Annotated in this window: 13 protein-coding genes; 9 read left to right on the top strand and 4 right to left on the bottom strand. The window is 72.1% G+C overall.

Annotated elements, in window-relative coordinates:
• The first annotated feature begins 1 nt into the window (after position 1).
• From OCEPR_RS12220 to OCEPR_RS03360, 8 genes are all read left to right on the top strand, one after another.
• Complete coding sequence (locus OCEPR_RS12220) at positions 2-571, top strand: 4Fe-4S dicluster domain-containing protein (RefSeq protein ID WP_013457288.1); 570 nt, start codon at positions 2-4, stop codon at positions 569-571.
• On the top strand, positions 568-1,038 hold the full coding sequence (locus OCEPR_RS03330) for an NADH-quinone oxidoreductase subunit J family protein (protein ID WP_013457289.1): 471 nt from the start codon (positions 568-570) through the stop codon (positions 1,036-1,038). Before OCEPR_RS12220 ends, OCEPR_RS03330 begins: the two co-directional genes overlap by 4 nt.
• Positions 1,038-1,346 carry an NADH-quinone oxidoreductase subunit NuoK gene (gene nuoK, locus OCEPR_RS03335; RefSeq protein WP_013457290.1) on the top strand — a complete coding sequence of 103 codons (309 nt, stop codon included), beginning with the start codon at positions 1,038-1,040 and terminating at the stop codon, positions 1,344-1,346. Before OCEPR_RS03330 ends, nuoK begins: the two co-directional genes overlap by 1 nt.
• 10 nt (positions 1,347-1,356) lie before the next feature.
• A complete protein-coding gene (locus tag OCEPR_RS03340; RefSeq protein ID WP_013457291.1) occupies positions 1,357-3,360 on the top strand; it encodes an NADH-quinone oxidoreductase subunit 5 family protein in 2,004 nt (667 codons plus the stop codon).
• Positions 3,357-4,829 carry a complex I subunit 4 family protein gene (locus tag OCEPR_RS03345; RefSeq protein ID WP_013457292.1) on the top strand — a complete coding sequence of 491 codons (1,473 nt, stop codon included), beginning with the start codon at positions 3,357-3,359 and terminating at the stop codon, positions 4,827-4,829. The genes OCEPR_RS03340 and OCEPR_RS03345 overlap by 4 nt, the downstream gene beginning before the upstream one ends.
• Entirely contained in the window at positions 4,826-6,232 is a 1,407-nt protein-coding gene (locus OCEPR_RS03350) for an NADH-quinone oxidoreductase subunit N (RefSeq protein ID WP_013457293.1), read from the top strand. The genes OCEPR_RS03345 and OCEPR_RS03350 overlap by 4 nt, the downstream gene beginning before the upstream one ends.
• A gap of 88 nt (positions 6,233-6,320) precedes the next feature.
• A complete protein-coding gene (locus OCEPR_RS03355) occupies positions 6,321-6,977 on the top strand; it encodes a hypothetical protein (protein ID WP_013457294.1) in 657 nt (218 codons plus the stop codon).
• Between the two features lie 9 nt (positions 6,978-6,986).
• Positions 6,987-8,825 carry a hypothetical protein gene (locus OCEPR_RS03360; RefSeq protein ID WP_013457295.1) on the top strand — a complete coding sequence of 613 codons (1,839 nt, stop codon included), beginning with the start codon at positions 6,987-6,989 and terminating at the stop codon, positions 8,823-8,825.
• On the opposite strand, the gene OCEPR_RS03365 is transcribed toward OCEPR_RS03360, so the two are convergent.
• Together OCEPR_RS03365 and thiS are read right to left on the bottom strand one after the other, a co-directional pair.
• On the bottom strand, positions 8,812-9,801 hold the full coding sequence (locus OCEPR_RS03365; protein WP_013457296.1) for a TIGR00269 family protein: 990 nt from the start codon (positions 9,799-9,801) through the stop codon (positions 8,812-8,814). The two genes, OCEPR_RS03360 and OCEPR_RS03365, sit on opposite strands and share 14 nt — an antisense overlap.
• On the bottom strand, positions 9,798-10,001 hold the full coding sequence (gene thiS / locus OCEPR_RS03370) for a sulfur carrier protein ThiS (protein WP_013457297.1): 204 nt from the start codon (positions 9,999-10,001) through the stop codon (positions 9,798-9,800). Before thiS ends, OCEPR_RS03365 begins: the two co-directional genes overlap by 4 nt.
• Before the next feature lie 84 nt (positions 10,002-10,085).
• On the opposite strand from thiS, the gene ade reads away from it, so the two are divergent.
• Positions 10,086-11,804 carry an adenine deaminase gene (gene ade / locus OCEPR_RS03375; protein WP_013457298.1) on the top strand — a complete coding sequence of 573 codons (1,719 nt, stop codon included), beginning with the start codon at positions 10,086-10,088 and terminating at the stop codon, positions 11,802-11,804.
• Here the strand turns inward: ade and OCEPR_RS03380 are convergent.
• Both OCEPR_RS03380 and ruvB read right to left on the bottom strand, forming a co-directional pair.
• Positions 11,801-12,847 carry a DUF4388 domain-containing protein gene (locus tag OCEPR_RS03380; RefSeq protein ID WP_013457299.1) on the bottom strand — a complete coding sequence of 349 codons (1,047 nt, stop codon included), beginning with the start codon at positions 12,845-12,847 and terminating at the stop codon, positions 11,801-11,803. The genes ade and OCEPR_RS03380 overlap by 4 nt on opposite strands.
• Positions 12,844-13,830: a Holliday junction branch migration DNA helicase RuvB gene (ruvB, locus tag OCEPR_RS03385; protein WP_013457300.1), complete on the bottom strand. Its 987-nt coding sequence runs from the start codon at positions 13,828-13,830 to the stop codon at positions 12,844-12,846. Before ruvB ends, OCEPR_RS03380 begins: the two co-directional genes overlap by 4 nt.
• Positions 13,831-13,901 lie beyond the last annotated feature (71 nt).

Genomic DNA, 13,901 nt, shown 5'->3' on the forward strand with positions numbered 1-13,901 from the left:
GATGAGCCTGCTTCAAGAAGTCTGGCAAGCCGTGAAGGCCATCGGTACCGGGATGGCCACGGTGCACAAGCGCGTCTACGAGGAGGCGCCCACCGAGTTCTACCCCTACGTCAAGCCCGACCTGCCCCCGGTCTCGGTGCAGTCGCTGGCGCTCGTGGAGAACGAGGACGGCTCGGAGCGCTGCATCGTCTGCCTGCAGTGCGAGCGCGCCTGTCCGGCGCAGGTGATCACCATCGAGCGCCACCGCAACCCCGAGGGCAAGGGCTTCCTCATCGACCGCTTCGACATCGACCTGGTCAACTGCATGTACTGCGCCGCCTGCGTGGAGGCCTGCCCGGTCAGCTCGATCGTGACGATCCAGGACTTCGAGATGTCCACCTACGACCTGCAGACGCTCAAGGCGGACGTCGACTTCCTGCACGAGCAGGCGCGCCGGGCGCGGCAGTGGTACAGCCCCAAGTTCGGCGTGGAGATCCGCACCGAGGACGGACGCATCGAGAAGGCGCCGCCGGAGATGCAGCCCGGGGGCCTGGCCGAGATCCTGAAACCGGCCGAGGAGGTGGACTCGTGAGCCTGACCGCGTTCTACGCCCTGGCGGCCTTCGTGCTCGTCTTCGCGATCCTTGCGGTCACGACGGCCAGCATGGTGCGCGCCGCCCTGAGCCTGGCGATCACCTTCTTCCTGATCGCGGGGCTCTACCTGCTCCTGGGCTCGCCGGCGCTGGCGGCCATCCAGTTCATGGTCAACGCCTCGGCGATCCCGATTATGACGTTGTTTATCATCATGATGACCCAGTCGCGCGCGAGCGCGGGACCGCGGAGCTGGCAGATCGTCGCCGGCCTGCTGGCCGCCGCCGCGGCCCTCGTCTTCTTCAAGGGCAACGTCGGCCACGGGGACGGCCAGATCACCCCGGTCAGCCCCGAGGCGCTGGGCGTCAACCTGCTGCAGGCGGCGCTGCTGCCCTTCGAGGTGGCCTCGGTGCTGCTGCTGCTCGCCATGGTGGGCGCGATCGTTCTCGCCCGGAGGAGGGCCGGCTGATGGTGACGCTCGGACACTTCCTCCTGCTTTCCGGCCTCCTGATGGCCATCGGGTTCTACGGCGTGCTCACGCGCCGCAACCTGATCGCGGTGCTGATGTCGGTCGAGATCCTGCTCAACGCCGCGGCCCTGGCCTTCGCCAGCGTGGCCGCCTTCCGCGACCCCAGCCTCTTTGCGGGGCAGGTCTTCGCGCTCTTCATCATCGTGGTGGCCGCGGCCGAGCTTTCCATCGGCTTCGCGATCCTCTTGAACGTCTACCGCACCCACGGCGCCGTCACCGACGACGCCATCGGCGAGATGCGCGGATAAGGAGGCGAACGTGAGCTACGTTGAACTAAGCTACTGGATTCCGCTGCTGCCCGCGCTGGGGTTCGTGCTGCTCGTCCTCTTCGGGCGCTCGCTGCCGGGTCGGAGCTCGGGCTGGATCGCCACCGCGGTGATGGCCGTCGTGGCGGTGCTCTCGCTGGGGCTTTTGCGGGACGTGATCCTCGCCGCGCCGGGATGGGACCTCGCCGCGCTGCTGGGCGGCAACAACGAGGAGGCCCTGGCCAAGGCGGGCTCGCCCGACTTCCCCTTCCGGCTCGAGTGGACCTGGCTGGCCATCCGCGGCGAGGCCGGCATTCCCCTCGTCATCTACATCGACGCGCTGGCCGCGGTCGTCACCGCGATGGTGGCGCTGGCCTCGCTCTTCATCCACCTCTTCTCGATCGGCTACATGCACGGCGAGGAGCGCTACCCCACCTTCTTCGCCTACCTGCAGCTCTTCAGCGCCGCCATGCTGGCCTTCGTGCTGGCGGGCAACTTCTTCCACTCGCTCCTCGCCTGGGAGGTCATGGGGCTGATGAGCTACCTGCTGATCGGCTTCCTCTACAAGAAGAAGACCGCCCGGCAGGCGCAGAAGAAGGCCTTCATCACCACCAAACTGGCCGACCTGGGCTTCATGCTCGGCCTCTTCTGGCTTTATCTGCTCGTCGGCAACTTCGACCTCGCCGACCTGGCGAGCGAGCAGACCCTGGCCCTGATCGGGACCGGCGCCGCGGCGGCGGTGGGCCTGCTCGTCTTCGTGGCGGCGATGGGCAAGAGCGCCCAGTTCCCGCTGCACGTCTGGCTTCTGGACGCCATGGAGGGCCCCACGCCGGTCAGCGCGATGATCCACGCGGCGACGATGGTGGCCGCGGGCGTCTACCTGACCGGCCGCTTCTACCCGCTGCTCATCCACGGCGAGGTGCTCTGGGTGGTGGCCTGGGTGGGCGCGCTCACCGCGCTCTTCGCCGCGGTGCTGGCGCCGGCCTTCGCCGACGTGAAGAAGATCCTGGCCTGGTCCACGGTCAGCCAGCTCGGCTACATGTTCCTGGGGCTGGGCGTCTTCGGCTGGGCGGCGGCGATGTTCCACCTGCTGGCCCACGCCTTCTTCAAGGCGCTCTTGTTCCTCGGCTCCGGTTCGATGATCCACGGGGCGAAGACCCAGGACATCTTCGAGATGGACCGGCTCAAGAAGTACATGCCCTGGACCTACTGGACCTTCCTCGTCGGGGCGCTGGCGCTGATGGGGATCCCGCCCTTCGCCGGCTTCTGGTCGAAGGACCTGATCCTCCACGCCGCCGAGGAGCACGCCCGCTTCCTCTGGCTGGTGGGGCTCACCGCGGCCTTCTTCACCGCCTTCTACACCACCCGCATGATCGTGATCGCCTTCCACAAGCCGGCGATGCCGAGCCCCTGGAAGGCGGCGGCCTGGACCCAGGGCGCGCCCTGGCTCAACCTGGGCGCCGGCGAGGCGGAGCCCGACCCCAGCCCGCCCGAGGGGCACCACCCCCATGAGTCGGGCGCCGAGATGATCACCGCGCTGCTGGCCCTGGCGGTGCTGAGCCTGGTCGTGGGGTTCTGGGGCAGCCCGGTCTTCGGCTACGGCCTGCTCACCCTCCTCTACTGGGGTGAGGCGCCCGAGCTGCTGCCCGCGGCCAAGCTGATGGGCGGGTACGTGACCGGGACGCTCGTCGCCCTGGCGGGCGCGGGGCTGGCGGTCTACTGGTACGCCGCCGACCCGCTGCGCCAGCGCGCGCCGGTCTGGCTCACCGCGGCGCTGCAGCGCCGGCTCTACCTCGACGAGTTCTACTACCGGGTGCTGGGCGCGCTGGCGCAGGCGCCCACCTACGCGCTCGAGCTCTTCGATCGCTACGTGGTGGACGCCTTGGTCGACCTGGTCGGCTACCTGAGCCTGGTGGCCTCGTCCTTCCTGCGCCACCTGCAAAGCGGCCGCTTCGCGGTCTACGCGCTCTACATGCTGCTGGGCGCGCTGGCGCTCTACGTGGGAGGTGTGCGGTGACCCTGATCCTGATCTTCCTTCCCATCGTGGCCGCGGCTTTCGTGGGCCTGCTCGACGACCCGCGGGCCGAGGCGGCGAAGCGCACCGCTCTGGGCGTCGCGCTCTTCACGCTGATCGCGAGCCTCGGGGTCTACGTGGCCTACCCGGTTTCGTTCGGCGGCTTCGTCAGCGAGTTCAAGCTTGCCTGGCTGCCGCTCGTGGGGTCCAGCTTCCACGTGGGCCTCGACGGGCTGAGCCTGCCCTTCGTGGCCCTCACCCCGCTGCTCACCGCGGTGAGCGTGCTCGCCAGCTGGCGCAAGACCGAGAAGGGCTTCTTCGCCCTGATGCTGCTCTTGCAGGGCGCCTTGGTGGGCGTCTTCGCGGCGCTGGACCTGATCGTCTTCTTCGTCTTCTTCGAGCTCGTGCTGGTGCCGATGTACTTCATGATCGCGCTGTGGGGCTACGAGCAGCGGCGCTACGCGGCGGTCAAGTTCCTGATCTACTCGCTGGTGGGCTCGGTCTTCATGCTGGCGGCGATGCTGGCCACGGCCTACCTGGCCGCGCCGGCGCTGGGCAAGGTCAGCTTCGACTACCTGGACCTGGTGAGCGCAGCCGGCTACCTGGCGCTCTTGCCGGCGGCGGGCTGGCTCTTCTGGGGCTTCGCCCTCGCCTTCCTCATCAAGCTGCCGGCGGTGCCGCTGCACACCTGGCTGCCGCACGCGCACACCCAGGCCCCCACCGCGGGCTCGATCTTCCTGGCGGGGCTGCTCCTCAAGATGGGCGGCTACGGCCTCATCCGCTTCAACCTGGCGCTCTTCCCGGGCGAGCTCGAGCGCTTCGCGAACCTGCTCGCCGCGGTCGCCCTCGTCTCCATCGTCTACGGCGCCTACGTCACCCTGGCCCAGCGCGACCTCAAGCGCCTGATCGCCAACTCCTCGGTGAACCACATGGGTTACGTGCTGCTGGGCATCGCCTCGATGACCGCGGTGGGGTTGCACGGCGCGGTCTACCAGATGGTGGCCCACGGCGTGATCACCGGCCTGATGTTTCTGATGGTCGGCCTGCTGGCCGACCGCACCCACACCCGCGAGATCGCGGCGATGAAGGGCGTCTACAACGCCGCGCCCATCCTCGGCGGCGTCCTCTGGCTGGCCCTCCTCGGGGGGCTTGGCCTCCCCGGCCTGGCGGGCTTTTTGGGTGAGTTCCAGAGCCTCTGGGGCGGCTTCCTGGCCGACGTGACCCGGCCCTACGTCTGGGTCGCGGTCTTCGGGATCGTCATCCTCGCCGGCGCCATGCTGTGGACGATCCAGCGGGTGCTCCTGGGCAAGGCCGAGGGGGCGCTCGACGACCTGAACCCCGTCGAGGTGGCCGCGGCGGCGCCGCTCGTCTTCCTCGCGGTGCTCCTCGGCCTGGTTCCGGCGGCGCTCACGCCCTGGATCGACGCGGGGGTCCAGCCCCTGCTCACCCTGGTGCAGGAGGTGCTGAAATGACGCTCGCGGTCATCGTTCTGCTCGCCTTCGGGGGGCTGGTGCTGGCCCTCCTGGCCCCCAACTTCGACGACCGCCCCGCGGCCATCGGGGCGATCAGCGGCACCGTCTTCGGCGTCGCCCTGCTCCTGGGCCTGCTCGCGGGCCAGGAGTCGGGGGTGCTCTTCGGGGCCGTCACCCTGGGGCCGCTCACGGCCGCGTCGATCGTCCTCCTCAGCCTGGTGGGGCTGCTCGTCGCCGCCGGGGCGACGATCCGCGGGGGCGGTTTCGCCCTGGGCAGCGGCGAGGTGCACGCGCTGGTGATGTGGGGGGTGCTCGGCGGGATTCTGCTCGTGGGCTCGGCGCACCTGCTGATCTTCTACCTGGCGCTCGAGCTCTCCGCCTACGCGACCTACGTGCTCGTGGGCTACGACCGCGAGCGCCGCTTCGGCACCGAGGCCGCGGCCAAGTACATGATGCTGGGCTCCGTGGGCTCGGCGCTGCTGCTCTTCGGCATGGCCCTCGTCTACGCCGAAACGGGCAGCCTGGGTTACGGCGGCATCGCCGCCGGCCTCGCCTACCAGACCAGCGGGCTGGCCCTGGGCGGTCTGGCGCTGATGCTCGTGGGGTTGGGATTCAAACTCGCCTGGGTGCCCTTCCACGCCTGGGCGCCCGACGCCTACCAGGGTTCCTTCCCGCTGATGGCCGGCTTCCTCAGCACCGCGCCCAAGACCGCGCTGGCGCTGGGGCTGGCGGTCCTGCTCGCCCGCGCCTTCGGCGGCGCGGGTTCGGTGGTGGCCGGCTGGATCGGCGGCCTCGCCCTGGTCTCGGTGGTGCTCGGCAGCCTCTGGGCGCTCTTGCAGACCGACCTGAAGCGGCTCCTCGCCTACTCCACCATCGTGCACATGGGTTTTCTCGGCCTGGCGCTCTCCACCGCCTCGTTGACCGGCTTCACCGCGGTGGGCTACTACCTGGTCGCCTACATCGTCACCAGCCTGGGCCTATTCTTCGTGCTCGAGGCGCTCGAGGCCGGGGGGCTGCCCTCCACGCTCGAGGCCTGGAAAGGGCTGGGCCGCCGCAACGCCCTCGTGGGCGTGCTCGTCGCCGTCTTCGTGCTTTCCCTGGCGGGGGTGCCGCTGCTCGCGGGCTTCCTCGCCAAGATCTACGTCTTCGCGGCGCTGGCGCAGGCGGGGGCGTGGGCGGCGCTGGTGGTGGCCGTGGTGATGGTCGTCTTCGGCTACTACTTCTACTTCCGGGTGCTGGCCGCGGTCTTCCTGGACGCGCCGGCGGAGGGGGCGCCCGCCCTGGACTTCTCGCCCACCGCCCTCAGCCTGGTGGTGCTGTTGGCGCTGGCCGTGGTGGCCCTGGGGGTCTGGCCGCAGCCGGTGCTCGACTGGCTGCAAACGGCGATCGCCGGCCTCGTCTGACCCCGCGTGAACGTCGTCCGAGCCGGGCTTCGGCCCGGCTTTACCTTGGTTTCACGCCCTTCACGCGGCCGCCCGGTAGGCTGGGGCCATGAAACGCGCCGGGCTGCTCTTCCCGTTGTTGGTCCTGCTGGCCGCGGCCAGGTTCGCCGCGCTCTCGATCGAGCCCTACGGCGACCAGGTCTTCGACCTGGCCACCGGGGTGACGACGCTGCCCCAGGGCGGCGTAATCCGCGACAACGCCAACGACCTGAGCATCGACGCCGAGTACGTCGAGTACAAGGAGGACGTCTACGTGCTCGCGCGCAAGGCCAAGAGCGAGGCGGGGAAGGTGCGCTTCGCGGCCGAACAGCTGCGCTACGAGCTGCCCGAGGACCGGGTGCTCCTCGAGGGCGGCGTCGTCCTCGACACCCCCCAGGTCAAGGCGCTGGAGGCGCGGCGCGCCTGGATCTTCCTCGGCGACGGGGTGGCCGTGCTCGAGGACGGGGTGCGGGCGATGAGCCCCGAGCTGGAGGCGCGGGCGATGGTCAGCGACTACCGCAGCGGCGAGGCGCTCTTGCTCGCGCCTTACCGCTACCGCGACGCGGCGCTGGGGGTGACGCTTTCGGGCAAGAACCCCGAGAAGCCGCTCTACCTCAGGTTCGACGCCGAGACCGGCGCGGTGCGGGCGAGCAGCAAGGTTGCGCCCGAGGTGGGCGCGCGGCTGCTGGCCTTCGCTCAGCGGGCCCGGGCGGCGGCGAACCCGTAGAATGGCGGCGTGAACCCGCGGCGCGCCTTCCTGGGGCTCTTCCTCGCGGCGGGCCTGGCCTGGGCGGGGCCCTGCGCGGACGCCGACGTGGTGCTCGAGCTGGAACGCCCCCCGGCGGTGCTGGGGGGCGCGCAGTTCGAGCTCGACGGCGACGTCCTGACGTTTTCTGAGGGCGCCTGCCTGGAGGCGGGCGGCGCGGCGATGACCGCGGCGCGGATCGTCTACGACCGCGCCGCGGGGGCGCTGCGCGCCGAGGCGGTTTCCGGGAGCTTCGCGGGGTGGGCCTTTCGCGCTCCGCGCTTGGTGGGGGAGGGGGAGGCGCTGGTGCTCGAGGCGGCCGTCTTCGAGCGCGGCGACGCGGTGGTGCGGGCCGAGCGGGCGCGCTTCGCGGGCGGGCGGCTCGCGCTTGAGGCGCTCGACGCCCGCACCCCGCGCTACCGCTTCCGGGCCGCGCGCGGACGGCTCGAGGGCGAGGTCTTCGTGGCCGAGGAGGTGCGGAGCACCCCCTGCAAGTGCGGCAGCGCACTGGAGCTCGCCGCCCGCCGCGCCGTCTTCCGCTTCCAGGAAGACGAGCTCGTCCTGCAGCAGGGCACGTTCCGGCTCTACGGCGCCGCCGTGGCGCGCCCCGAGCGGTTGCGCCTCGAGCTGGACCGGCCGCTCGACCTGCGTTTTCCGCTGCGCCTGAGCTACGGCGCGGGCTGGAACTTCGGCGTCGAAGGGTTGCCGCTGCCCGCTGCGGACGAGGCCTTCGGGCGCTGGAGCACGCGGCTGACGCTCCTGGCCGAGGGCGTGGGCGGCGCGCCGGCGGTCGGCAAGACCGAGGCCGTGCGCTTCGCCGTCGAGCACGCCTCCGCCGGCCGTACGCTGCGCTTCGGCCTGCGTCCGGCGCGCACCTGGGACGGCGCGGCCTGGCGCACGCGGGTCGAACCCGACGTGCGCCTGAACGACGGCCCGCTCGACTTCCGCATCGGCTGGTCGCCGGGGCTGGACCGGTCCGTGGCCGCGTTCACGCTTTCGCGGTCGTTCGACCTGGGCCTGCTGCAGCTGCGCCCCTTCGCGCGGCTGGCCCACGAGGAGCAGACCGGGCTGGCTGCGGGCGCGGGCGGGCGGCTGGTGGCCGCCGACCGCCGCTTCGGGGCGCTGCAGTTGCGGCTGGAGCTGCCCTACCAGCTGGCCCTCTACCCCGACGCCGCCCCCTACGTCTGGGGCGGCGGGCGCGCCGAGCTGCGGTACGGGGAGGCGGCGCGCCTCTGGGCCGAGGCCTACGGCGTGCGCGGCCGCCCGCGCTACGGCTACGAGGCGCGCACGGCGCGCGAGGGCGCGGGCTTCGAGGCGGGCCGTGCGCTGCGGGCGTCGGCGAGCTACCGCCGCGCCGTCCGCTACGACCTGGCCGCGGGCGCGGTGGCCCGCGAGGACCGCACCTTCGCCGTCCGCCTGGACTACGCCGCCGCCTGGGGGACGCTAGCGGCCGGGTGGCGCTACGAGCAGCGCCGCGACGGCGCGGGCGCGCCGCTCGGCGGCGACGCGCGCTGGACGCTTGCGGCGGCGCGCGCGGAGGGCGAGCTGGAGCTCGCCTGGCGGCGCGGCTGGGACACCGCCTGGAGCCCGGCCTACAGCGAGCTGCGCCTCGCCTACCGGCCGGCCGCTCCCGACTGCGCCGGCGGCTGGACGCTCGCGCCCTCGCTGGGCTGGGACCTCCTGCGGGGCCGGGTGAGCCGGGCGGGGCTCGAGCTCACCCTCAACGACTGCTGCTTCGCCTGGACGCTGGGCTACCAGGGCGTCTTCGCGCCCCAGCTGCCGGGGGAGGCCGCGGGCCATCAGCTGCGCTTCGGCGTCAGGCTTCGTTAGCGGGTTTGAGGCGGTCCACCTTGGGCCGCGGGTCGAAGCCGCGGTCTTCGGGCAGGAGCCGCCGTTTCTTGGCGCGCGCGTAGGCGCGGTCCCACAGCTTGCAGTGGGCGCAGACCGCGCCGGTGGTGACCTGGCCGCAGCGCTCGCAGCGGCGCAGCTCCACCTCGCCCTCGGCGAGGCCCTCCTTCAGCACCGGCTGCACCTTCTTCAGGTACTGCTCGAGGAAGACCTGCTTGGTGCCGGGCATGCGGGTCTCGAGCCGACCCAGCACGTCCTTGTAGAGCAGGCTCTTGGCCCCCTCGGCGTGGGGGCACTCCTCGTGCTGGTACGCGATGCCGGCGAGGAAGGCGTAGGCGGCCACCTCGCGCTCGGTGAAGGTGTAGAGCGGCTTGATGCGCCGGGCCAGCCCCTCGCGCCCCTCGAGCATCGGCCCCTGGCGCACCAGCGCGTCCAGCTGCCAGTGGCTCACGTTGCCCAGCAGGGTGGCGGCCTCGTCGTCGAGGTTGTGGCCGGTGGCCACGACGTTGAAGCCCTCTTCCTCGGCCACGCGGTTCATCAGGTAGCGCTTGGAGAGGCCGCAGCCGCTGCAGGCGGCGCGGCCGGTGGCCTGGGCGAGCTGGGGAATGGTGAGGCCGAAGCTCTGGCGCACGTCCACGACGATCAGCTCGAGCCCGCGCGCGGCGGCGAAGGCGCGGGTGGCCTCGAGCGCCCGCTGCGAGTAGTCGCCGATGCCGAGCTGGATGTGAAAGCCGGTGGCGGCGTGGCCCAGGCGGGCGAGGGTGTCCCAGAGCACCAGCGAGTCCTTGCCGCCGCTCACGGCGACGAGTATCCGGTCGCCGGGCCGGATCATCCGGTGGCGTTTGATGTTGCGCCGGGTCTCATTCACGAACCACGCGCGGTAGTGCTCCGCGCAAAAGGCCTGGTTGCGCCGGCGCACCTCCACCTGCGCGGGGGCGCCGCAGACCGAGCAGTTCACGCCCCGCCCCCGGAGATGGCGCGGATGACCTCGACGGTGTCGCCGTCCTCCACCCGCGCGTCGAGGGTGAGCAGCTCCCGACCGCGGGCGACGATCACCCCCTCGGGGTCCACGTCGAGTTGCTCGAGCAGTTCGCGCACCGTCATCGGCCCCGCCAGCTCGCGTTCTTCCTTGTGCGGCGTGCGCAAGATCACCTTCACGGCCGTACCTTAGCACAGCGGCGGCGGCGGAAATGAAAGCGGGCGCGCCCACGGGCCTCACCCCGGCCCCCGATATACTTAGCCATGGATTCTCAGGCGTACCGGCGTTTGCTAGCGGTGGCGCGCGGCGAGGTGGAGCCCGATCGGGTGCTCGCGAACGCGCGCGTGGTCGACGTCTTCACCGGGCGCGTGGTCAAGGGGCACGTCGCCCTCGCGGAGGGACGGATCGCCGGCGTGGGCGACTATTCGGGCCCGCGCACCGAGGACCTGGAGGGCCGCTACCTGGCCCCGGGGCTGATCGACGCCCACGTGCACCTGGAGTCGAGCATGGTGCGCCCCGCGGAGTACGCGCGGGCGGTGGTGCCGCGCGGCACCACCACGGTGGTCAGCGACCCTCACGAGATCGCCAACGTGGCCGGCGCCGCCGGCATCCGCTACCTGCTCGAGGCCAGCGAGGGGCTGCCCCTCGACGTCCTCGTCAACCTGCCCAGCTGCGTGCCCGCCTCGCACCTTTCCTCGAGCGGCGCCCGGCTGGCCGCCGCCGACCTGCTGCCCTTCCTGGAGCACCCGCGGGTGCTCGGCCTCGCCGAGTTCATGAACGTGCCCGGAGCGGTGAACGCCGCGGACGACGCGGTGGAGAAGCTGCTCGCCTTCCGCGGCCGGCCCATCGACGGCCACGCCCCGGGGGTGCGGGGAAGGACGCTCGCTGCCTACGTGGCCGCCGGCCCCTGGGCCGACCACGAGTCGGTGGCCCCGGACGAGGCGCTGGAGAAGGTGGCCGCGGGGCTCTACGTCTTCCTGCGCGAGGGCACCGCGGCGCGCAACCTCGAAGACCTGCTCCCGGCGGTGAACCCGGCCACGGCGCCGCGGCTGGCGTTCTGCTCCGACGACCGCCACCCCGCCGAGCTCTTGGGCGAGGGGCACGTGGACCACATGCTGCGCCGGGCGGTGGCCGGCGGGGTGGACCCGCTGCTGGCTTTGCGCATGGCCACCCTGAGCGCGGCCGAGGCCTTCGGGCTGCGCGACCGCGGCGCGGTGGCGCCGGGGCGCTGGGCCGACTTGGTGGCCTTCGACGACCTGGAGGGGTTCGCGGCGCACGCCGTCTGGTTCCGCGGCCGCAAGGTGGCCGAGAAGGGCCGGGCGCTGTTTTCGGACGCGCCGCGGGCGGACGAGGCGGCCGTGCGCGGCACCGTGGCGGTGGACCTCGCCCGCCTCGACCTGGCCGTGCCCGTCCGCGGCGGGCGGCTGCGGGTGATCGTGGCCCGCGAGGGGCAGCTGATCACCGACGAGGCGCGGCTTGAGCCCCGGGTCGAGGGCGGCCTGGCCGTGGCCGACCCGGCGCGCGACCTGGCCAAGCTGGCGGTGCTCGAGCGCCACGGCAACGGCGGCGGGGGCGCGGTCGGCTTCGTGCAGGGGCTGGGGCTCGCGCGCGGCGCCATCGCCGGCAGCGTGGGCCACGACAGCCACAACCTCACGGTGGCGGGGATGGACGACGCCTCGATGCGCACCGCCCTGGAGGCGGTGGCGCGGGCCGGCGGCGGCTACGCGGCGGCGCTGGGGGACGAGGTGCTGGCCGTGGTGCCGCTGCCGATCGCGGGGCTGATCTCCGACGAGCCCATTGAGGCCGTGCATACCCGGATGGACGCCCTGTTGCGCAGGACCCGCGAGCGCCTGGGGGCGCGCTCGCGCGACCCCTTCATGCAGCTGGCCTTCCTGCCGCTCGAGGTGATCCCCCACCTCAAGCTCACCGATCGCGGTCTGGTGGACGTGGACCGTTTCGAGCTCGTGGACCTCTGGGTCTAGATCGAACGCCGCAGCGGCGCCAGGGCCTCGAGCACGTCGGCCTCCTCGAAGGGCTTGCGGATGTGCTGGACCCGGTTGCTGCGCACCCAGAGCCCGCGCGGGGGCTGCTCGCTGACGATCCAGAGCGGCACGTACTTACCGGCGGCGCTGGCGCGCACCTGGCGCACCCGCTCGGGCAGCTGGTCGCCCTCGATCAGGACCGCCGAGGGGCGCTTGCGCTCGATCATGCGCAGGGCGCCCTGCGCGTCTGGGGCGATCAGGGTGCGGAAGCGTTCGCGCTCGAGCAGCACGAAGAGCAGCCGTCGCACCAGGCTCGACTCGGCCCAGATGAGGACGAGCGGGTCCTCGGGGGCGACCGTCGCCGGGCGCAGCAGCCCGCGGCTCTTGAGCTCGTAGAGCAGGTGGAAGGCGTGCTCCTCCGACAGCCCCGCCTCGACGGCGAGGCTGCGGGCGCGGTGGGCGCCGTCGGCGATCTCGAGCAGCTGCCAGGCCTCGCGCGGCAGCGAGTGCCGGGTGGGGTCGCCGGCGAGGACGAGCACCTCGTCGGGCTCGACGCTGCCCCGGTGCCACTCGTCGAGGCGGCGTGCGGCCTCGAGCACGGCGGCGCGGGTCTCGAGGGTGTGCGGCAGCGGCACCTGCGAGGCGTTCTCGTCGGCCCCCTCGGCGACGAAGGTGCCCTCCTTCCAGCCCAGCATGGTGGCGATGGCCTCGATGACCTGGTAGAAGAGCGCCTCGCGCAGGTCTTGCTCGGTGATCATCTTGCGGCTGAGCGCCAGCTGCCCCAGGGGAGTGCCCGGATTCTCGTTGCGCTGCAAGAGCACCAGGTCCTGCACCTCCTTGAGGCTCACGTAGCCGAGCCGCACCAGGTACTCGCCCAGGTGCGGCCCCGGCTCGGTGCGGGCGTAGACCATGCGGCCGATGTTCAGGTGGATGCGCCCCCAGCCCTCGCGCGCCTTGACGGTGACGATCGCCGAGCGCTTGGCGGCCTCCAGCGCCTTGAGCAGCTCGCCGAGGTCGAGTTCCGTGAGCGTGCCCTTGATCATGCGTCCTCGAACAGCCCCCGCGGCCCTTCGGGAGGGGGGTGGCCCAGGTGCTCGTAGGCGCGCGCGGTGGCCACGCGCCCGCGCGGGGTGCGCTGGATCAGGCCGAGCTGGATCAGGTAGGGTTCGTGCACCTCCTCCAGCGTCGCCGGGTCTTCGTGCATGGCGGTGGCCAGGGTCTCGAGCCCCACCGGGCCGCCCGCGAACTTGACGATCATCGTCTCCAGGATGCGGCGGTCGCGGGCCTCGAGCCCCAGCTCGTCGAGCCCCAGCGCGTCGAGGGCCTGGCGGGTGCGGGCGAGCGAGACCACCTCCTCGCCGGCCACCTCGGCGTAGTCGCGCACCCGGCGGAAGAGGCGTTTGGCCACGCGCATGGTGCCGCGGCTGCGGCGGCCGATCTCGAGCGCCGCCTCGCGTTCGACGGCGATGCCCATCAGCCGGGCGTCGCGCTCCACCCCCCGGGCCAGCTCCTCTTCGCTGTAGAACTCAAGGTGCTCGACGATGCCGAAGCGGCTCCGGAGGGGGCCCGAGATCAGCCCCGGGCGGGTGGTGGCCCCGATCAGGGTGAAGCGCGGCAGGTCGAGCCGGATCGTCCGCGCCGCCGGCCCCTGGCCGATGACGATGTCGATCTTGAAGTCCTCCATCGCCGGGTAGAGGTGCTCTTCGGCGGTGCGGCTGAGGCGGTGGATTTCGTCGATGAAGAGGACGTCGCCCTCCTCCAGGCTGTTGGTGAGGATGGCCGCGAGGTCGCCCGGTTTTTCGATGGCCGGACCCGAGGTGACGCGGATGTTCACCCCCAGCTCGGCGGCGATCACGTGGGCCAGCGTGGTCTTGCCCAGCCCCGGCGGGCCGAAGAGGAGCAGGTGGTCCAGCGGCTCGCCGCGCTGACGCGCCGCCTGCAGGTAGACGGCCAGCTTGGCCTTGAGCCGCTCCTGGCCGACGTAGTCGTCGAGGCGCTCGGGGCGCAGGGTGAGGTCGAGCTCCACGGACCCATGATACCCGGAAGGCGCGCGGCGGCTTGGCGCCGTAGAGGTGTAACACCGGTGTAACGCCCCAT

This window comes from Oceanithermus profundus DSM 14977 (assembly GCF_000183745.1).
Taxonomy (GTDB): Bacteria; Deinococcota; Deinococci; order Deinococcales; family Marinithermaceae; genus Oceanithermus; species Oceanithermus profundus.